The 19,479-nt window shown below is 71.3% G+C and carries 19 protein-coding genes; 5 read left to right on the forward strand and 14 right to left on the reverse strand.

The genetic code is table 11. The annotated features are described in order from the left end of the window. Positions 1-48: 48 nt before the first annotated feature. The 6 genes from mmsB to JHAT_RS00310 form a co-directional block, all read right to left on the reverse strand. Positions 49-1,293, reverse strand: coding sequence for a multiple monosaccharide ABC transporter permease (gene mmsB / locus JHAT_RS00285; protein ID WP_077795937.1), 1,245 nt, complete (start codon positions 1,291-1,293; stop codon positions 49-51). Continuing rightward, a complete protein-coding gene (gene mmsA, locus JHAT_RS00290) occupies positions 1,290-2,840 on the reverse strand; it encodes a multiple monosaccharide ABC transporter ATP-binding protein (protein ID WP_077795938.1) in 1,551 nt (516 codons plus the stop codon). Before mmsA ends, mmsB begins: the two co-directional genes overlap by 4 nt. Before the next feature lie 32 nt (positions 2,841-2,872). After that, positions 2,873-3,982, reverse strand: coding sequence for a multiple monosaccharide ABC transporter substrate-binding protein (gene chvE / locus JHAT_RS00295; protein ID WP_077796130.1), 1,110 nt, complete (start codon positions 3,980-3,982; stop codon positions 2,873-2,875). Positions 3,983-4,122: 140 nt separating this feature from the next. Beyond that, positions 4,123-5,094: a hypothetical protein gene (locus JHAT_RS00300; RefSeq protein WP_077795939.1), complete on the reverse strand. Its 972-nt coding sequence runs from the start codon at positions 5,092-5,094 to the stop codon at positions 4,123-4,125. A gap of 148 nt (positions 5,095-5,242) precedes the next feature. Further along, positions 5,243-6,247 carry a zinc-binding dehydrogenase gene (locus tag JHAT_RS00305; protein ID WP_077795940.1) on the reverse strand — a complete coding sequence of 335 codons (1,005 nt, stop codon included), beginning with the start codon at positions 6,245-6,247 and terminating at the stop codon, positions 5,243-5,245. Then, complete coding sequence (locus JHAT_RS00310; RefSeq protein ID WP_077795941.1) at positions 6,244-7,410, reverse strand: mandelate racemase/muconate lactonizing enzyme family protein; 1,167 nt, start codon at positions 7,408-7,410, stop codon at positions 6,244-6,246. Before JHAT_RS00310 ends, JHAT_RS00305 begins: the two co-directional genes overlap by 4 nt. Positions 7,411-7,624: 214 nt before the next feature. Here JHAT_RS00310 and JHAT_RS34485 point away from each other — a divergent pair, with 214 nt between their 5' ends. After that, positions 7,625-8,338 carry a hypothetical protein gene (locus tag JHAT_RS34485; protein ID WP_171990675.1) on the forward strand — a complete coding sequence of 238 codons (714 nt, stop codon included), beginning with the start codon at positions 7,625-7,627 and terminating at the stop codon, positions 8,336-8,338. A gap of 203 nt (positions 8,339-8,541) precedes the next feature. Here JHAT_RS34485 and JHAT_RS00325 read toward each other — a convergent pair whose 3' ends face one another. Then, positions 8,542-8,982: a MarR family winged helix-turn-helix transcriptional regulator gene (locus JHAT_RS00325; protein ID WP_077795943.1), complete on the reverse strand. Its 441-nt coding sequence runs from the start codon at positions 8,980-8,982 to the stop codon at positions 8,542-8,544. Between the two features lie 99 nt (positions 8,983-9,081). On the opposite strand from JHAT_RS00325, the gene JHAT_RS00330 reads away from it, so the two are divergent. The 3 genes from JHAT_RS00330 (at position 9,082) to JHAT_RS00340 (ending at position 11,560) form a co-directional block, all read left to right on the forward strand. Beyond that, entirely contained in the window at positions 9,082-10,104 is a 1,023-nt protein-coding gene (locus JHAT_RS00330; RefSeq protein ID WP_077795944.1) for an NADP-dependent oxidoreductase, read from the forward strand. A gap of 107 nt (positions 10,105-10,211) precedes the next feature. Beyond that, the gene (locus tag JHAT_RS00335) at positions 10,212-10,631 is read left to right on the forward strand and encodes an organic hydroperoxide resistance protein (RefSeq protein WP_077795945.1); all 420 of its coding nucleotides are present in this window, start codon (positions 10,212-10,214) and stop codon (positions 10,629-10,631) included. An 80-nt stretch (positions 10,632-10,711) separates the two neighbouring features. Continuing rightward, on the forward strand, positions 10,712-11,560 hold the full coding sequence (locus JHAT_RS00340) for an EI24 domain-containing protein (RefSeq protein ID WP_077795946.1): 849 nt from the start codon (positions 10,712-10,714) through the stop codon (positions 11,558-11,560). A 147-nt stretch (positions 11,561-11,707) separates the two neighbouring features. On the opposite strand, the gene JHAT_RS00345 is transcribed toward JHAT_RS00340, so the two are convergent. Together JHAT_RS00345 and JHAT_RS00350 are read right to left on the reverse strand one after the other, a co-directional pair. After that, entirely contained in the window at positions 11,708-12,679 is a 972-nt protein-coding gene (locus JHAT_RS00345) for an aldose epimerase family protein (protein ID WP_077795947.1), read from the reverse strand. Positions 12,680-12,737: 58 nt separating this feature from the next. Next, positions 12,738-13,652, reverse strand: a complete 915-nt coding sequence (locus tag JHAT_RS00350; protein ID WP_077795948.1) for an SGNH/GDSL hydrolase family protein — start codon at positions 13,650-13,652, stop codon at positions 12,738-12,740. Positions 13,653-13,908: 256 nt separating this feature from the next. On the opposite strand from JHAT_RS00350, the gene JHAT_RS00355 reads away from it, so the two are divergent. Next, the gene (locus JHAT_RS00355; RefSeq protein WP_077795949.1) at positions 13,909-14,403 is read left to right on the forward strand and encodes a DUF3145 domain-containing protein; all 495 of its coding nucleotides are present in this window, start codon (positions 13,909-13,911) and stop codon (positions 14,401-14,403) included. 98 nt (positions 14,404-14,501) lie between these two features. Here JHAT_RS00355 and JHAT_RS00360 read toward each other — a convergent pair whose 3' ends face one another. The 5 genes from JHAT_RS00360 to fasR all read right to left on the reverse strand — a co-directional run bounded on the left by JHAT_RS00360 (position 14,502) and on the right by fasR (position 19,443). Then, positions 14,502-15,773, reverse strand: a complete 1,272-nt coding sequence (locus JHAT_RS00360) for a beta-ketoacyl synthase (RefSeq protein WP_077795950.1) — start codon at positions 15,771-15,773, stop codon at positions 14,502-14,504. 87 nt (positions 15,774-15,860) lie between these two features. Next, positions 15,861-16,109, reverse strand: a complete 249-nt coding sequence (locus JHAT_RS00365; protein ID WP_077795951.1) for an acyl carrier protein — start codon at positions 16,107-16,109, stop codon at positions 15,861-15,863. 79 nt (positions 16,110-16,188) lie between these two features. Beyond that, positions 16,189-17,220, reverse strand: a complete 1,032-nt coding sequence (locus JHAT_RS00370) for a ketoacyl-ACP synthase III (protein WP_077795952.1) — start codon at positions 17,218-17,220, stop codon at positions 16,189-16,191. Between the two features lie 16 nt (positions 17,221-17,236). Next, positions 17,237-18,148, reverse strand: a complete 912-nt coding sequence (locus tag JHAT_RS00375) for an ACP S-malonyltransferase (protein WP_077795953.1) — start codon at positions 18,146-18,148, stop codon at positions 17,237-17,239. An 89-nt stretch (positions 18,149-18,237) separates the two neighbouring features. Next, positions 18,238-19,443, reverse strand: a complete 1,206-nt coding sequence (gene fasR / locus JHAT_RS00380; RefSeq protein ID WP_077795954.1) for a fatty acid biosynthesis transcriptional regulator FasR — start codon at positions 19,441-19,443, stop codon at positions 18,238-18,240. Positions 19,444-19,479: the final 36 nt, after the last annotated feature.

Genomic DNA, 19,479 nt, shown 5'->3' on the forward strand with positions numbered 1-19,479 from the left:
CCGTGGAAAGAAGCGGGCCCCGCCCGGAGCAGGCGGGGCCCGGAGTGACTACGAACCGACCTTGCGCTTGTTCCACACGTCGAACCCGACCGCCGCCAGCAGCACCAGGCCCTTGATGACCTGCTGCCAGTCGGTGCCGATGCCGACGAGGTTCATGCCGTTGTTCAGCACGCCCAGGACCAGACCACCGATGATCGCGCCGAGCACCGTGCCGACGCCGCCGCTCATCGACGCGCCGCCGATGAACGAGGCCGCGATGGCCTCCAGCTCGAAGTTGAGGCCGGCCTTGGGCGAGGCCGCGTTGAAGCGGGAGGCGAAGACGAGACCCGCCAGGGCCGCGAGCACGCCCATGTTCAGGAAGACCAGGAAGGTGACCTTCTTGTCCTTCACGCCCGACAGCTTGGCCGCGGGCAGGTTGCCGCCGATGGCGTAGATGTGGCGGCCGATGATCGCGTTGCGCATCAGGTAGCCGAAGCCGACGACCAGCACGCCCAGGATGAGCAGCACGATCGGGGCACCCTTGTAGCTGGCCAGCAGCAGCGTGACCACGAGGACGGCGGCGACCAGCGCGACCAGCTTGAGCAGGAACAGCTTGGCCGGCAGCACGTCCAGGGAGAACTCCTGCTGGCGCCTGCGGTCGCGGACCTCCTGGAGGACCACGAAGGCGATCAGCGCGAAGCCGAGCAGCAGGGTGAGGTTGTGGTAGTTGGTGTTCGGGCCGACCTCGGGCAGGAAGCCGTTGGCGATCTTCTGCAGGTCCTTCGGGAACGGGCCGAGCGTCTGGCCCTTCAGGACGATCTCCGTCAGACCGCGGAAGAGCAGCATGCCCGCCAGGGTCACGATGAACGACGGTATGCCGAGATAGGCGATGAAGAACCCTTGCAGGGACCCCGCGACCGCGCCGACGGCCAGGCACAGCACCACCGCGAGCGGCCAGGACAGATCGTGCTCGACCATCAGGACGGCGGCCATCGCGCCGACGAACGCCGTCAGCGAGCCGACCGACAGGTCGATGTGGCCCGCGATGATGACGAGCATCATGCCGATCGCGAGGATCAGGATGTAGCTGTTCTGCAGCACCAGGTTGGAGACGTTGCGCGGCAGCAGCAGGTCGCCGTCGGACCACACGGCGAACAGCGCCACGATCAGGCCGAGCGCGATCAGCATGCCGTACTGCCGCATGTTGCGGCGCATGCCGTCGAGTATCAGCCGCAGCAGGCCGCCCCCGTCGGCCGAAGCGCCCTTGCCCGGTGGTGCGGGGGCCGGGGTCTTGGCGGTCACGTCCGTGCTCATCGGGTTACCTCTTTGTCCTTCGTCATCTGACGCATCAGCGCTTCCTGCGACGCCTCGGCCCGCGAGAACTCACCCGTCAGCCGTCCCGCGGCCATCGTGTAGATGCGGTCGCACATGCCGAGCAGCTCCGGCAGTTCGGAGGAGATGAAGACGACCGCCTTGCCCTGGGCCGCCAGTTGGTCGATGACCGTGTAGATCTCGTACTTGGCGCCCACGTCGATGCCGCGGGTGGGCTCGTCCAGGATCAGCACCTCGGGACCCGCGAAGATCCACTTGCTGAGGACGACCTTCTGCTGGTTGCCGCCGGACAGCTTGCCCACCGGCTCGAAGACGGTCGGTGCCTTGATGTTCATGGAGGTGCGGAAGCCCTCGGCGACCTGCCGCTCCCCGTGCTCGTCGACCACACCCCGCTTGGCGACCTTGCCCAGCGCGGTCAGCGAGATGTTCCGGTTGATGGTGTCGATGAGGTTGAGGCCGTAGTGCTTGCGGTCCTCGGTGACGTACGCGATGCCGTGCCCGACCGCCTCCGGGACGGTCTTGGTGCGGACCTCGACGCCGTCGCGCAGCACCGTGCCGCCCGCGTACCGGCCGTAGGTGCGGCCGAACACGCTCATCGCCAGTTCCGTGCGGCCGGCGCCCATGAGGCCGGCGATGCCGACGATCTCGCCGCGCCGGACCTCGATCGACACGTCGTCGACGACCTTGCGCTGCTGGTCGAGGGGGTGGTGCACGGTCCAGTTGCGGATCTCCAGGGCGGGCGAGGTGCCCGCCTCCGGCTCGTGCGGGGTCCGCTCCGGGAAGCGGTTCTCCAGGTCGCGGCCGACCATCCCGGAGATGATCCGGTCCTCGGTGGTCCCCGCGTCCTTCACGTCGAGCGTCTCGATGGAGCGCCCGTCGCGGATGATCGTCACCGAGTCGGCGACCCGGCGGATCTCGTTGAGCTTGTGGGAGATGATGATCGAGGTCATCCCCTGCTCCTTCAACTGAAGGATCAGGTCGAGGAGCTTGCCGCTGTCCTCGTCGTTGAGCGCCGCCGTCGGCTCGTCGAGGATGAGCAGCTTCACCTTCTTCGACAGCGCCTTGGCGATCTCCACCAGCTGCTGCTTGCCGACGCCGATGTCGGCGACGCGGGTCTCGGGGTGCTCGTCGAGACCGACCCGGCGCAGCAGTTCGGTGGCGTGCCGGAGGGTTTCGTTCCAGTTGATCAGCCCGCGCTTGGCGTGCTCGTTGCCGAGGAAGATGTTCTCCGCGATGGAGAGGTACGGCACCAGCGCCAGCTCCTGGTGGATGATCACGATGCCGTGCTGTTCGCTCGCCCGGATGTCCCTGAACCGGCAGGTCTCCCCTTCAAAGAGGATCTCCCCTTCGTAACTGCCGTGCGGATGGACGCCGGAGAGCACCTTCATCAGGGTCGACTTCCCGGCGCCGTTCTCGCCGCAGATGGCGTGGACCTCGCCCTGACGGACGGTCAGGGTGACGTCCGACAGCGCCTTGACGCCGGGAAAGGTCTTGACGATCGAGCGCATTTCCAGGACGGGTCCCGCCATGGTCGTGCCTTCCAATCCTTGAAGGGGCCCGGTTACTTGAGCTGGTCCTCGGTGTAGTAGCCGCCGTCGACCAGGACCTGCTTGTAGTTGGACTTGTCGACGCTGACCGGCTGCAGCAGGTAGGCGGGGACGACCTTGGAGCCGTTGTCGTAGGACTTGGTGTCGTTGACCTCGGGCTTCTTGTCGTTCAGCACCGCGTCGACCATGTTCGAGGCGACCTTGGCGAGCTGGCGCAGGTCCTTGTAGACGGTCTGCGTCTGCTCGCCGGCGATGATCGACTTCACCGAGGCGACCTCGGCGTCCTGGCCCGTGACGACCGGCATGGCCTTGCTGCCGGAGCCGTAGCCGTCCGACTTCAGGGCGGACAGGATGCCGATGGAGATGCCGTCGTACGGCGAGAGCACGGCGTCGACGCGGGCGCTGCGGTAGCTGGAGGTCAGCAGGTCGTCCATGCGCTTCTGCGCGGTGCCGCCGTCCCAGCGCAGGGTGGTGACCTGGTTGAGGGCGGTCTGCTTGGACCGGACGACCAGCTGGCCCTTGTCCATGTACGGCTTCAGGACGTTCATCGCGCCCTGGAAGAAGTACTTGGTGTTGTTGTCGTCGTTGGAGCCGGCGAACAGCTCGATGTTGAACGGGCCCTTCTTGCCCGCCTTCAGACCGAGCTTGTCGACGATGTAACCGCCCTGGAGCTCGCCGACCTTCTCGTTGTCGAACGAGGCGTAGTAGTCGACGTTCTCGGTGCCGAGGATCAGCCGGTCGTAGGAGATCACCGGGATGTCGGCGTCCTTGGCCTGCTGGAGGACGTTGTTCAGGGACTTGTTGTCGATCGCGGCGACGATCAGGGCGTCCACGCCCTGCGTGATCATGTTCTCGATCTGGGAGACCTGCTGGTCGGGGTCGTCCTCGCCGTAGACGAGCTTGGTCTTGTACCCCTTGGCCTTCAGCTCCTTCTCGACGTTGGCGCCGTCGGCGATCCAGCGCTCGGAGGACTTGGTCGGCATCGCGATGCCGATGGTGGCGTCTTCGCCGCCGCCCTTCTTCTCCTCGCTGCCGCCCTCGCTGTTCTGGCCGCAGGCGGTCAGGGTCAGGGCGAGGGTGGCGGCCGAGGCGATGGCGGCGAGTGCGGCTCTGCGGTTGCGCATGGTCATCATCCTTGAGGTGGGTGCAGGGCTCGGTCTGGTGGTGCCGGCACGCTGGAAACGCTGAGGGTGGGTCGACCGAGAGCAGGTGTGTGGGATTGTGCGCGGACCTGTCTTCTTTTGTGAAGGGGGTTTCCGGAACGTTATGACGGAAGCGGGAACCGGTTGAGCGTGCCCGGCAGCCGTGAGCCCAGCGGGGCCATGTCCCCGTCCGCACCGTGCCGTTGGAGGAGGTCCAGGGCCAGCCGGCCGCGCCGCACCCGCTCCTTGGCGGTCGCCAGCGTCAGTTCCCGCAGGTGGTGCCCGTACGGGTAGATCCCCGGCGACTTGGAAAGGCCGAACTTCAGGTACAGCGGGGCGCCGCGCCGGATCAGCTCGGCCACCTCGTACATGCGCACGTAACCGCCGAGGTCGTCCGGCGCCTCGATGTACATGTCCATCGGCGCGGCCGACACCCGCCGGATCTCGGTCAGGTGATCCAGCGTCAGGTCGCTGGGCACGTTGATCGAGTCGGCGCCCAGCTGCTCGTACACCGCGTACGCGGCCGGGTTGACGGGGCCCACGAGCGCGGAGAGCTTGAGCGTGGTGTCGGCCGGGAGGATGCCGGCCGCCCGCGCCCGGTGCAGCGTCCACAGCACGCCCTCGTCGGCGACGAGGAGGCACTTGACGCCCAGTTCCGTGGCCCGGACGGCGTCCTCGACGCATCCGGCGACCGCGTCGTGGCCGCGCGCCCGCAGACCCGCGCCGCCGGAGTCGGTCCGGGTGGAACCGCCGATGTCCCAGGTGCCGCGCGGACCGGTGAACAGGCAGAGCTCGATGTCGCGTTCGGCGGTGGACTCGACCATCTCGGTGATCTCGGCGTCGGTCAGCATCCACACGCCGCTGCCCTGGCTGATCCGGTGGATCGGCACGTCCAGTCGCGAGGCCTCCTTGAGGACCACCGCCAGCGCCTCCGGCCCCTCGCAGGAGGGGATCTCGGTGCGCCAGCGGCCACCGCCCGGGAAGGTGTGCGGCGAGGCGTCGGCGGGGTCCAGGGCGGGCGCGGCCAGGCCGAGGTCGGTGAGCGCCTGCTCGCCGGGCCGACGGGCGGCCGCCTGGACGGAAGAGTCGGTCACGGGCTGTCCTTCGTGTTCGATGTGCCGCCCCGATGTGCCGGTTCGACATACCGGACAACGTTCGCGGCGAAGGGTGCGGAAAGCTCGGTTCGGGAGGGTGTACGCCGGTACGGGAGCCGTCAGGTCGCTGCCGTACCGGCGTACGGTTTCAGGGACGCAGCAGCACCTTGCCGACCTTCGGGTCGCCGGCGCCCACCAGCTCGATGGCCTGCGCGAACTCGTCGAGCGGCAGCTCGTGCGTCACCAGCGGCAGCGGGTCGAGCAGGCCGGCGGCGAAGACCCGCACGGTGTGCGCCCAGGCGTCCGGCGGCGCCCCGAAGACGGTGTGCACCTCCAGCTGGCGCACCACCAGGTCGGTCGGGTCCAGTCCGTCGGCGCCCGGCGCCGGGATGCCGGTCAGGACCAGGCGCCCGCCCCGGCGCAGCAGCGCGGCGGAGGTGCGGGCCGCGTCCGCGGACCCGGCGGTCTCGATCACGAGGTCGAAGTCGTCCGGTAGGGGCTGGTCCTTGGTGCGGAAGTCGGTCGCCCCGTACCGTCGCGCCAGCGCCTCCCGGTCCCCGCGCGTGCCGACCACCAGCAGCTCGGCCGGGGAGGCGGCGCGCAGGAACTGCACGGCGAACATGCCGAGCGTCCCGGTGCCGACGACGGCGACCCGCTCGCCGGGGCGGGCGTTCGCCTTGAGCGCGGCGGCGGCGATGCAGGCGGCCGGCTCCAGCAGGGCGGCGGCCGTGAGGTCCGCGTCGTCGGGCAGGACGTGCAGGAGGCGGGCGGGCAGGGTCAGCGTGGGTGCCATGGCGCCCGGCTGGGTGAAACCCGTCTCCTCGTACCCGGCGCCGCACAGGGTGGTCTCGCCCGCGTGACAGCGGTCGCACACCTGGCAGTTGCGGAAACCCTCGCCGACGACCTTGCGGCCCACGAGGGACCCGGGCACCCCGGCGCCGACCGCCTCGACGGTCCCGGACCACTCGTGACCGGGGACGAGCGGGTACCGCACGTACCCCTCGGGCCGGTTGCCCTGGTAGACCTCGCGGTCGCTGCCGCAGATCCCGGCGGCGTGCACCCGCACCAGCGCCTCGCCGGGACCGGGCTCGCGCGGCTCGTGCGCCACGAGCCGGTGCTCGCCGGGCGCCTCGACGACGACCGCGCCGCTCATGCCTGCGTCCCCTTGGGCTTGCGCTGCTCCCAGCCCTCGGCCCACAGGTCGAACCGCGCCTGCTGCTGCGGGAACTCGGCCGCCGCGTCGGTGTCCAGCTCCACGCCGAGACCGGGGGCGTCGGAGAGGTGGAAGCACCCGTCCTCCGGGTCCACCACCGGCGCTCCCTTGACCACCTTCTTGATCTCCGCGTCGGCGAAGTCGTTGAAGTGCTCCAGGATCTTGAAGTTCGGCGCGGTGAAGCCGACCTGGAGGGAGGCGGCGGTCAGCACCGGCCCGCCCACGTTGTGCGGGGCGACGAGCGTGTAGTGGGTCTCGGCGGTGGCGGCGAGCTTGCGGGTCTCCCAGATGCCGCCGATGTGGCCGACGTCGGGCTGGATGATGTCGACGGACTGGTCCTCGAACAGCTCGCGGAACTCGATCCGGTCGTGGATGCGCTCACCGGTGGCGACGGGGAGGTCCACCTTCTCGGCGACCTTCTTCAGCGCGCGCAGGTTCTCCGGGGGCACCGGCTCCTCCAGCCAGGCCGGCTTGAAGGGCGCCATCTCCTTGGCGAGCCGCACGGCGGTGGCGGGGGAGAAGCGGCCGTGCATCTCCAGCATCAGCTCGGCGTCGGGGCCGATGGCGTCGCGCACGGCCTCGATCAGCGACACGGCGTACAGGGTCTGCTGGTGGTCGAGCTCGAAGTGCCCGGTGCCGAACGGGTCGATCTTCAGCGCCCGGTACCCGCGCTCCATCACGCCCCGCGCGGCCTTGTGGTACGCCTCCGGGGTGCGCTCGGTGGTGTACCAGCCGTTGGCGTACGCCTTGACCTTGTCGGTGACCCTGCCGCCCAGCAGCTGCCAGACCGGGACGCCGAGGGCCTTGCCCTTGATGTCCCAGCAGGCCATCTCGACGACGGCGATACCGGACATCACGATCTCGCCGGCGCGGCCGTAGTCGCCGTACTTCATGCGGCGGGTCAGGTCCTCGACAGCGAACGGGTCGGAGCCGAGAATGTGGTTGACCTCGGCCTCCTTCAGGTAGCCGAGGAGGGCATCGGTGTGGCCCAGCATCCGGGTCTCACCGACCCCGGTGAGGCCCTCGTCGGTGTGCACCTGGACGTACGTCAGGTTGCGCCACGGCGTCCCGACCACGTGTGTGCTGATTCCGGTGATGCGCACGGCGGTTGCCCTTCGCTCTGTTCGGTATTTCGTCACTCGTTCGAAATGCTGGCGTGACAGTAAGGAGGGGGTGGCGGGGGTGTCAATGGGTCGGACACATAACGGTTTCGGCGGTTACGGCGGCGCGGGGTCACGGGGGGCGGAGGCTTTCACACACAACCTTCACAGGAGTCCCTGGGAACACGCCTGTCGCGGAACTTAACCTTCCCGCGTCATGGACTACTGCCACCCGTGCCGACGGCACCTCAACGGCGCCCTCGCCTGCCCTGGGTGCGGCACTCCTGCCGAACAACTCCCCGCGTCCCAGGGGCACTCGGAGGACGACGAGACGCGTCCCCCGCGGGACGCCGACGAACCCGGCGTCGCCTCCGACGCCGCGCGTCCGGCGGGCGGCGGCAGGACGAGCCGCCGGGACCGCAAGGCCGCCGCCCACCGCCGCCGGCGCCGGCGGACGCTGCTCGTCGCCGCGGGCTTCGTCCTCGCGGCCGGTGGGCTGAGCCTCGCCGAACTCGGCATGGACGCCGGGGGCTCCCCGGCGCGGCCGGCGGCCGCCGGTGGCGAGACGGCGGACGGCGCCTCGACGCGGGAGGTGGGGGAGACGGAGAGGGCGGGGGACGTGTCGGCGGTGCCGGTCGACGACACGTCGGTGACGGCACCGACCTCGGCCACCCCGTCCCCGAGTGCCTCCACCTCGGCCTCACCGTCGACGTCGGCCTCGGTGTCGGCGTCCCCGGGCGCGGACGAGTCGCAACCGCCGGCCGGCCCGGACTCCCCGTCGACACCCCCACTGCCGGATGCGACCCCGCCTGCGGAATCCCCGGCCGTCCCCTCCGACGCTCCGCCGACGACCACGCCGCCCACCCCGACGGCCTCACCGGACCCGACCCCCACGGAGACCTGCGACCGCTTCCTGTGGTGGTGCACGTAGCCACCCGGCCACGTGGCCGCCCGGCCACGGGGTCCCGGAGGTGACGGGGTTCCCGCGCAGGGGGGCCTGCGCGCGAGCGAACCCGAGCGCGGGGGAGAGCCCGAGCGCGGGCGCCGGGAGTCCCCCTCCGGGGAAGGCGCCCTGTCGGCGCCGGGCCGCGCGGTCCGCCCCTCGAGCGCGACGCCGGGCCACCGTACCCCCGTTCAGCCCCCCAGCATCCGGCGCAACGCGTCCCGCAGGGCGATCCGCTCCCCCTCCGACAGCCCCGCCAACGGCTCCCGCGCGAACCGCAGCGACTCCCGCAGGCCCCGCGCCACCCGCCGCCCCTCCTCCGTCGCCGCCGCCACCTTCACCCGCCGGTCGGCCGGGTCCGGGCGCCGCTCGACCAGGCCCCGTGCCTCCAGCCGGTCCACGATCCCCGTGACGTTCGACGGCTCGCACTTCAGCTTCTGCGCCAGCTTCCGCATCGGCAGCGGCTCCAGTGCGAGCAGGCTCAGCAGCTTGGCCTGGGCCCCCGTGAGGGAGCGCTCCGCGGCGGCCTCCTCGTAGTCCGCGTGGAAGCGGGCCACGACCTCGCCGATCAGCTCGACGACTTCGAGGGTGAGCGTGTCGGGTCGACGGGGAGCGTCGGGTGGTGTGGCCATGGGAACAAGGGTACCCATGTGTTTGACAAGCTGAAATATTCAGACGCATGGTTGTTTCAGACCCTGAAACATTTTCCCCGGTACTCAGGAAGGCGTCCCATGGCCGACTCCCCCGCTCTCCCCGCCGTCAACCGCGAATGGCACCTGCTCAGCCGCCCGGTCGGCTGGCCGAAGCCGGAGGACTTCGCCCTCGTCGAGGCCGAGGTCCCCACCCCGGGTGACGGCCAGGTGCTGGTCCGTAACCTGTACCTCTCCGTCGACCCGTACATGCGCGGCCGCATGAGCGCCGCCAAGTCCTACGTCGCCCCCTTCGAGCTCGGCAAGGTCATGCAGGGCGGCGCGGTCGGCGAGGTCGTCGCCTCCAACGCCGAGGGCATCGCTGTCGGCGACCACGTCCTGCACTTCTTCGGCTGGCGCGAGTACGCCGCCGTGGACGCGAGGAACGCCGTCAAGGTGGACCCGGAGGCCGCGCCGCTGTCGACGTACCTGGGCGTGCTCGGCATGACCGGCCTGACCGCCTACGCCGGTCTGCTGCGCACCGCCGCCTTCAAGGAGGGCGACACGGTGTTCGTCTCCGGCGCCGCCGGTGCCGTCGGCAGCCAGGTCGGGCAGATCGCCCGGCTCAAGGGCGCCGCGCGGGTCATCGGCTCGGCCGGCTCCGACGAGAAGGTCGAGCTGCTCACCGACGAGTACGGCTTCGACGCCGCCTTCAACTACAAGACGGGCCCGGTGAGCGAGCAGCTGCGCGCCGCCGCCCCCGACGGCATCGACGTCTACTTCGACAACGTGGGCGGCGACCACCTGGAGGCCGCCATCGGGTCGCTCAACCAGGGAGGCCGCATCGCGGTCTGCGGCATGATCTCGGTCTACAACAACACCGAGCCCGCCCCGGGCCCGAAGAACCTGGCCCGCCTGATCCAGACCCGCGGCCGCATCGAGGGCTTCCTCGTCGGCGACCACTACGACCTCCAGCCGCAGTTCGTCCAGGAGGTCGGCCCCTGGGTGCGCGAGGGCCGGCTGAAGTACCGCGAGACGGTCGTCGAGGGCATCGAGAACAACCTCGAGGCCTTCCTCGGCGTCCTGCGCGGCGACAACACCGGCAAGATGATCGTCAAGCTCTGAGCCGGACGGCGGACCTTCACGGAGTTTCCGGCATGCGGTAGCGTCATTCCGAAATCCGTCGTGATCGTGGGCGCGAGTCACGGCGGACCGAGGAGGAAGACACCCGCATGCCCATCCAGCAGTCCGAGGTCCTGTACACCGCCGTCGCCACCGCCGAGAACGGGCGCGACGGACGCGTCGCCACCGATGACGGCAAGCTCGACGTGGTCGTGAACCCGCCCGAGGAGATGGGCGGCAGCGGCGCCGGCACCAACCCCGAGCAGCTGTTCGCCGCCGGCTACAGCGCCTGCTTCCAGGGCGCGCTCGCCGTCGTCGCCCGCCAGGAGGGCGCCGACGTCTCCGGTTCGACCGTCACCGCGAAGGTCGGCATCGGCAAGAACGACGACGGCTTCGGCATCATCGTGGAGATCTCCGCCGAGATCCCCGCCGTGGACGCCGCCACCGCGCGGTCCCTGGTGGAGAAGGCCCACCAGGTCTGCCCGTACTCCAAGGCGACCCGCGGCGACATCACCGTGACGCTCGTCTGACCGGGCCCCTCGCGCCCGGCGGAGGCCGCACCCCCGAAAGCCCGGGGGCGCGGCCTCCGCCGCCCGGTAGAGTGCCGTCCATGCGTGATCTTGGGGCGGGATTCGGCCATCTCCTGAAGGGCCAGCGCTGGGTGGCCCGGCACGGCAAGAGCTACGGCTTCGGGCTCGTCCCGGGCCTGATCACCCTCGTCCTGTACGTGGGCGTGCTGGTCGCACTGGCGCTGTGGGGCGGGGACGCCGTCGCCTGGGCGACCCCCTTCGCCGACGACTGGTCGAGCCCCTGGTCCGGCCTCTTCCGCGGCTTCCTCACCGCCGTCCTGTTCGCCCTCGTCCTGCTCCTGGCCGTCCTCACCTTCACCGCGGTCACGCTGCTGGTCGGGCAGCCCTTCTACGAGAGCCTCTCCGAGCGGGTCGACCGGGACGTCTCCCCGGACGGCACCGCGCCCGAGTCGGACCTGCCGCTCTGGCGCGACCTGTGGGTCTCCGGCCGCGACAGCCTGCGCATCGTCCTGCGCGCCGCCGTCTGGGGCGTGCTGCTCTTCGCCGCCGGCTTCGTCCCGGTCGTCGGCCAGACGGTCGTGCCGGTGATCGGCTTCTTCGTCACCGGCTTCTTCCTCACCGAGGAGCTGACCGCCGTCGCCCTCCAGCGCCGCGGGGTCGAGCTGCGCGACCGCCTCGCCCTGCTCCGCTCCCGCAGGATGCTGGTCTGGGGGTTCGGCACACCGCTGGGCCTGGCCTTCCTGGTGCCGTTCGTCGCGGTGTTCCTGATGCCGGGCGCGGTCGCGGGCGCCACGCTCCTCGCCCGCGAGCTGCTGGGCGAGGAGACCCACGAGGACGGCACCGGACCCTCCGGCGACGACCCCTCCGGCCCCGCCCCGGCGCCCGGCACCGCGTTCACCGACCCCATCGGGCGCGACGGGCGTTTGTGAAAGGTTCGTACGAACCGCCCCGCCGAGAGCCCCCGCACGGGCCCTCGGGCCACCGCGGCGATTACCGTCGGACCGGGACGGCGCACGGCGCCTCCCGCGGGACAGCCCCGGCCCGGGACCTGACGGCCGGGCCGGGGCTCACGCGGGCTACCGCGCCGAGAACCCGTACACCGTCTCCGAGCGGAACACCTCGCCCGGACGCAGCACCGTGCTCGGGAAGTCCGGCCGGTTCGGGGAGTCCGGGAAGTGCTGCGTCTCCAGCGCGATGCCGTCCCCGGGCGCGAACGGCTCGCCCAGGTGGTCCGCGGTGTACAGCTGGAGGCCGGGCTCGGTGGTCGCCACCGTCAGGACCCGCCCGGACGCCGGGTCGTACAGCTCGGCGACCGGCACGGCCGCGTCCGTCACGCCCTTGTCGAGGACGAAGTTGTGGTCGTAGCCCGCACCGACCTTGCGGGCCTCACGGAAGTCGAAGCGCGTGCCCGCCACCTCGGCGGGCGCACCCACCGGGATCAGGTCCGCGTCGACCGGCGTGATCCGGGACGCGGCGATCCGCAGCTCGTGCCCGCCCGTGTGACCGGAGCCGCCCAGGTTGAAGTAGCTGTGGTTGGTCGGGTTCAGCACGGTCGGCGCGTCGGTGACCGCCTCGTACGCGATCCGCAGCGCCCCGGACCCGTCCAGCGTGTACGTCGCCGAGATCTCCAGGCGGCCCGGGAAGCCCTCCTCGCCGTGCGGACTGACCCGGCTGAGGCGGACGCCGTGCCCGACGGGCTCCACGTCCCACACGCGCTTGTCGAAGCCCCGCTCACCGCCGTGCAGCGAGTTCGGCCCGTTGTTGAGCGCCAGCGCGTACGTCCGCCCGTCCAGCGGGAAACGGCCGCCCGCGATCCGGTTGGCGTACCGTCCGACGAGCGCGCCGAAGTACGGCTCCGGGTGCGCCACATAGCCGTCCAGGTCCGCGAACCCCAGCACCACGTCCGCGGTGCGCCCGTCCCGATCCGGGACCTCGGCCGACTGCACGATCCCGCCGTACGACAGGATCCGCACCCGCACGCCGGACCGCTCCAGGGTCCAGCGGTGGACCGGCGTGCCGTCGGGAAGTGTGCCGAAGAGTTCGTTCATGTGCGGAACTCTAGGACACGCCCGGAACACGCGGGGAACGCGCCGGGGCGCTGTCCCCTCAGGGCTTCTCCGCGGTGACGACGCGGTAGGCGATCTCCGCCAGCCGGGCCTGCCCGTCCACGCTCGGGTGGAACCAGTCCCACCGGCTCAGCTGCCCGGTGCCGAACCGGAAGGCGTGCACCGCGCCCCCGTCGGTACGGCACTTGCGGTCCTTCGCGCAGACCTCCCGCAGGACCTCGTTGTAGTCCTCCACCCGGTCCCGCACCGTGTTGCGCCGCAGCGTCGCCGCCGGGTCCACGGCGTCCGCGTCGGCCAGCATCGACGGGCAGATGCCCAGCTTCCACACCTGCTTGCCCAGCGGGTCGGCGCGGCCCTCGGACCACAGCCGCTTCAGGTCCGGGATGCTCGCCACGAACACCTGCGCCCGGGGCAGTTCCCTGCGCAGCGTACGCATCGCGTCCTCGAACTGGGCCCGGAAGTCGGCCACCGGCGTCATCGCGTCGGTCGTGGTCCGGCAGGCGTCGTTCGCCCCGGCCATCACCGTCACCAGCTCCGGCTTCCGTGCCGCCGCGCGTCTCACCTGCCCCGTCAGATCCGCCATCCGGGCCCCGGTGACCGCGTAGTTCCAGCTCCGCCCGGCCGCCCTCGCCCCCAGCAGCCGTACGGCCAGGCTGTCGACCTCGGCACTGCTGCCGGTCGCCCACGACACCTCGGGACAGTCCGACAGGACCGCGCAGGCGTCGAAGCCGCGCGTGATGGAGTCGCCCACCGCGGCGATCGACCCCGGGCTCGTGTCCCAGGCCGGAGCCGGCTTCGGGGACGGCCGCCCGGACGCGGTGCCGGACGCGCCGGGGGAGTCGCCGCCGACGGCGTCGCAGCCGGCCACGCCCAGGACGGCGGCGGTCAGGACGGCGAACACGGCACGCGAACGGCGCCGTCGGCCACGCGTCCCGCGGTCCGTCCCCTGCCCCATGCCGACACCGTCCCTCGCCTCGTGCCTCCACCGTCCTCAACCCATGACACCGCGCCGGGGTTCCCGGGGGCGGTGATGAGACGGGTCACGTCCGCACAGGCGTCCTGCCGGGTGAATGGCGGGAGTTTCCCGGCACCAGGACCGACGGTACGTCACACTCCCCGCCCCGGCGCACGGTAGCCTCGCCCTCATGTGGCCCGCCCGGCCACGGCCGTTCCACCCGTTCCGAGATGTCCCGCTCAGCCCGGAGGTTCCGGTGACGACCCGTGGAGTTCTGTACGTGCACTCCGCGCCGCGCGCGCTCTGCCCGCACGTCGAGTGGGCCGTCGCCGGGGTGCTCGGCACGCGCGTCGGCCTGGACTGGATCCGGCAGCCCGCCTCGCCGGGCACCTGGCGCTCGGAGTTCTCCTGGCAGGGCCAGGCCGGCACCGCCTCCAAGCTCGCCTCCGCGCTGCGCGGCTGGCAGATGCTGCGCTTCGAGGTCACCGCGGAACCGTCCGCCGGAGCCGAGGGCGAGCGCTACAGCTGCACCCCCGACCTCGGCATCTTCCACGCCGTCACCGGCGTCCACGGCGACATCCTGATCCCCGAGGACCGGCTGCGCGCCGCCCTCGTCCGCTCCCAGGCCGGCGAGACCGACCTGGAGAAGGAGATCGCCAAGCTCCTCGGCAAGCCCTGGGACGACGAACTGGAGCCGTTCCGGTACGCCGGTGAGGGCGCCCCGGTGCGCTGGCTGCACCAGGTGGTCTGACGCCGCGCCCCGGCGGCGGCACGCGTGAGAGGCGCGAGGGCACGGGAAAGGGCCCCCACCGGCCGGTGGGGGCCCTTTCAGGCGCGTACGGACGTCGCTCAGACCGTCCGGAACGCCAGCACGACGTTGTGCCCGCCGAAGCCGAACGAGTCGTTCAGCGCGGCGATGCGGCCCTCGGCGGGCAGCTTGCGGGCCTCACCGCGCACGATGTCCGCGTTGGCCTCGGCCTCGGGGTCGAGGTTCTCGATGTTGATGGTCGGCGGCGCCACCCGGTGGTACAGGGCGAGGACCGACGCGACGGACTCCACGCCGCCCGCGCCACCGAGGAGGTGACCGGTCATCGACTTGGTGGCGGAGACCGCCATGTGGTCCACGTCGTCGCCGAAGACCTTGCGCAGCGCCTTCAGCTCGGCGATGTCACCGGCCGGCGTCGAGGTGGCGTGCGCGTTGACGTGCACGACCTCCGCCGGGTCCAGGTCGGTGCCGTCCAGCAGGTGCTGCAGGGCGGCGGAGATGCCGCGGCCCTCGGGCTCCGGCTGCACGATGTCGTGGCTGTCGGCGGAGATGCCCTGGCCGACCGCCTCCGCGTAGACGCGGGCACCGCGCTCGGCGGCGTGCTCGGCCGACTCCAGCACGAGGACGCCGGCGCCCTCACCGAGGACGAAGCCGTCCCGGGCGGTGTCGAAGGGACGCGAGGCGCCCTGCGGGTCGTCGTTGTTCTTGGACATCGCCATCATGTTGCCGAACGCGGCGATGGGCAGCGGGTGGATCGCCGCCTCCGTGCCACCCGCGACGACGACGTCGGCGCGGCCGGTGCGGATCATCTCGATGGCGTAGCCGATGGCCTCAGCGCCCGACGCGCAGGCGGAGACCGGCGTGTGCACGCCCGCCCGGGCGCCCACGGCCAGACCCACGTTGGCGGAGGGGCCGTTCGGCATCAGCATCGGCACGGTGTGCGGGGAGACGCGGCGGACGCCCTTCTCCTTGAGCACGTCGTACTGGTCCAGCAGGGTCGTCACGCCGCCGATGCCGGAGGCGATGACCGCACCGAGCCGGTCCGGGTCGACGGAACCGTCCTCACCGGCCTTGCCGGTGAAGCCGGCGTCCTTCCACGCCTCCTGGGCCGCGATCAGCGCGAACTGCGCCGAGCGGTCCAGCCGGCGGGCCTGGGGCCGCGGAATGATCTCGGAGGGGTCCACGGCGGCCGGGGCCGCGATGCGGACCGCCTGGTCGGCGGCCCACTCCTGCTCGAGGGGCTTGGCGCCGGACCTGCCGGCCACCAGGCCCTCCCAGGTAGAGGCTGCGTCGCCACCCAGCGGTGTGGTTGCGCCGATACCGGTGACGACCACGGTGCGATTGGTCGAGCTCACGGGAATTCTTTCTCCAACGGGATACGGATTCGTACGGCGCCACCGCCGGGTGGCGGGGCAGTCAGCCCAGAGGCAGTGATCGGTCGATCAGCTCTGGTGCTTGAGGATGTAGTCGGTCGCGTCGCCGACGGTCTTGAGGTTCTTGACGTCGTCGTCCGGGATCTTGACGTCGAAACGCTCTTCGGCGGCGACGACGACCTCGACCATGGACAGCGAGTCGACGTCCAGGTCGTCGGTGAAGGACTTGTCCAGCTGGACGTCCTCAACCGGGATACCGGCGATCTCGTTCACGATCTCGGCGAGACCGTCGACGATCTCCTTCTGAGTGGCGGCCATGGCGGCGCTCCTTCGTAGATGTTCCAGAGGGTGTGGCTCTTGTACTCCGCCCCGGACCGCGCGGTCCGGCACGGAGTGCCTAGGGGAGAGTAACGACCGTCGCGGCGTAGACGAGACCCGCCCCGAAGCCGATGACGAGCGCGGTGTCGCCGCTCTTCGCCTCACCGGTCGCCAGGAGCCGCTCCATCGCGAGCGGGATCGAGGCGGCCGAGGTGTTGCCGGTGGTGCGGATGTCACGGGCGACCGTGACGTGCTCCGGCAGCTTCAGCGTCTTCACCATCGAGTCGATGATCCGCACGTTGGCCTGGTGCGGAATGAAGACATCCAGGTCGTCCGAGCTGATCCCGGCCGCGTCCAGCGCCTGCTGGGCGACCTTCGCCATCTCGAACACGGCCCAGCGGAACACCGCCTGGCCCTCCTGCGTGATCGCAGGAAACTTCACGTTGCCCTCGTCGTCGACGGGCAGCTCGGAGACGTCGCCGATCCGGAAGCGGTCCCAGGGCACCGTCTGCTTGATCGTCTCGGACTTGTCGCCCTCCGAGCCCCAGACGGTCGGGCCGATCGCCGGCTCCTGGGACGGGCCGACCACGACCGCGCCGGCGCCGTCGCCGAACAGGAAGGCCGTGGCCCGGTCCGTCAGGTCGGTCAGGTCGGACAGCCGCTCCACACCGATGACGAGGACGTACTCGGCGGAGCCCTCGACGACCATGCCCTTGGCGAGGGTCAGACCGTAGCCGAAGCCCGCGCAGCCCGCCGAGATGTCGAAGGCCGCGGCCTTGTCCGTGCCCAGCTTGTCGGCGATCGCGGTGGCGATGGCCGGGGTCTGGCTGAAGTGCGACACGGTCGACACGACCACCGCGCCGATCTGCGAGGCGTCGATCCCGGCGTCCGCGATGGCCTTGCCGGACGCCTCGATCGACATCGCCGCGACGGTCTCCTCGGGCGAGGCCCAGTGCCGCGTCTCGATGCCGGAGCGCGAGCGGATCCACTCGTCGGACGAGTCGATCTTCTCGAGGATCACCTCGTTGGGCACGACCCGCGTCGGGCGGTAGCCGCCCACGCCGAGGATGCGCGCGTACGGGGCGCCCTTGCTGGGCTTGATCTTCGGCATGCTCTCGGGCTCCTTGTCAGGCCTGCTCGGCGACGAGCGCGCGGGCCGCGTCGAGATCGGCTGGGGTCTTCAGGGCCAGCGTCTTCACGCCGGGCAGCGCGCGCTTGGCCAGGCCGGTCAGCGTGCCACCGGGGCACACCTCGATCAGCGCGGTGACGCCGAGTTCCCCGAAGGTCTCCATGCACAGGTCCCAGCGGACCGGGTTGGCGACCTGGCCGACCAGCCGCTCCAGCACCTCGGCACCGGTGGCGACGGCCCGCCCGTCCTTGTTGGAGACGTACGTCACCTTCGGGTCGGCCGGCGTCAGCTCCTCGGCGGCCTCCGCGAGCGCGTCCACCGCGGGGGCCATGTGGTGCGTGTGGAAGGCGCCGGCGACCTTCAGGGAGACGACCTTGCGGACGCCCTCGGGCTTGTCCTCGTTCAGCGCCGCCAGCTGCTCCAGGGTGCCGGCCGCCACGATCTGGCCCGCGCCGTTCATGTTGGCCGGGGTCAGGCCGAGCTTCTCCAGGTGCGCCACGCTCACCTCGGGGTCGCCGCCGAGCAGCGCCGCCATGCCCGTCTCGGTGACCGCGGCGGCCTCGGCCATGGCCAGGCCCCGACGGCGTACGAGGGTCAGCGCGGCGGTGTCGTCGAGGACGCCCGCGAAGGCGGCGGCGGTGATCTCGCCGACGCTGTGGCCCGCGACCGCGCCCGGCGTGATGTCACCGAGTGCCGCGGCGGACAGCAGACCGGCGGCGACCAGCAGCGGCTGCGCCACGGAGGTGTCGCGGATCTCGTCCGCGTCGGCCTTCGTGCCGTAGTGGGCGAGGTCGAGTCCGATGGCGTCGGACCACGCGGCGACGCGGTCGGCGGCGCCGGGGAGTTCGAGCCATTCAGTCAGGAAGCCGGGCGTCTGGGCGCCCTGGCCGGGAGCGACGAGTACGAGCACTCTCACACTCTCTCTTGAGGACGGCCACGACCGCCCGTGGGGACAAGGACGAAGAACACGAGGGGGTTTTGTGGACCCCCGACAAAAGACTAGAGTTGCGGATCTCCATCCGCCAGACGCCCCAGGATGAGCGCGATCCGCAGTGTGAACGCAGACCGTACATCAGAGGGCGACCAACCGGTGACGTCAGTCACACGTCGGAGCCGGTAGCGCACGGTGTTCGGGTGAACGAAGAGCATCCGCGCGGCACCTTCGAGACTGCTCGCCTGCTCCAGATAGACACTGAGCGTCTCCAGGAGCGCGGCCCCGGCATCCTCCAGCGGTCTGTAGATCTCCTCCACCAACTGCTCGCGGGCCGAAGGGTCGGAGGCGATCGCGCGCTCCGGCAGCAGATCGTCCGCCAGCACCGGGCGCGGGGCGTCCTGCCAGGCCGTGCACGCCTTGAGGCCGGCCGCGGCGGCCTGCGCGGACCGGGTCGCGGCCAGCAGGTCCGGCACCACCGGCCCGGCCACCACCGGCCCCTGCGCGAACGGCCCGATCAGCGACCTGGCCACGGCCAGCGGATTGTCGCTGCCGCCCGCGATCACCACCAGCCGGTCGCCGAGCACCCCGGTCAGCACCTGGAGCTTGGCGTGCCGGGCCGCACGCCGGATGGCCTCCACGGTGAGCTCGGAGTCCCCGTCGGGGGCGGTGCCCAGCACCACGCACACGTGCTCGGGGGAGTTCCAGCCCAGCGCCGCCGCCCGGGACACGGCGCCCTCGTCGGCCTCGCCGCTGAGCACGGCGTTCACCACCAGCGACTCCAGCCGCGCGTCCCAGGCACCGCGTGCCTCGGCGGCCTGCGCGTACACCTGGGCGGTCGCGAAGGCGATCTCCCGGGCGTACACCAGCAGTGCCTCGCGCAGCACGGACTCGTCGCCGGGCGCGGCGACCTCGTCGATCGCGGACTCCATCACCTCGATGGTCGTCCGCACCATCTCCACGGTCTGCCGCAGCGTGATCGCCCGGGTCAGCTCGCGCGGCGCGGTGCCGAAGACGTCGGTGGAGATGGCCTGCGGGGCGTCCGGGTGCCGGAACCACTCGGTGAAGGCGGCGATACCGGCCTGGGCGACCAGCCCGATCCAGGAACGGTTCTCCGGGGGCATCGCCCGGTACCACGGCAGCGTCTCGTCCATCCGCGCGATCGCCTGCGCGGCGAGCGATCCGGAGGACTGCTCCAGCCGCTTCAGGGTCGCGGAGTGCGGATGGACGGCGCGCGCCGTGGGCTCGGGCTTGCTGGTTTCGGGTTCGGGCACGGGGACAAGACTGCCTTATCCGGACGGGTGGTCGTG

Origin of the sequence: Streptomyces sp. JHA26, assembly GCF_002005565.1 — a bacterium.
Classification (GTDB): Bacteria; Actinomycetota; Actinomycetes; order Streptomycetales; family Streptomycetaceae; genus Streptomyces.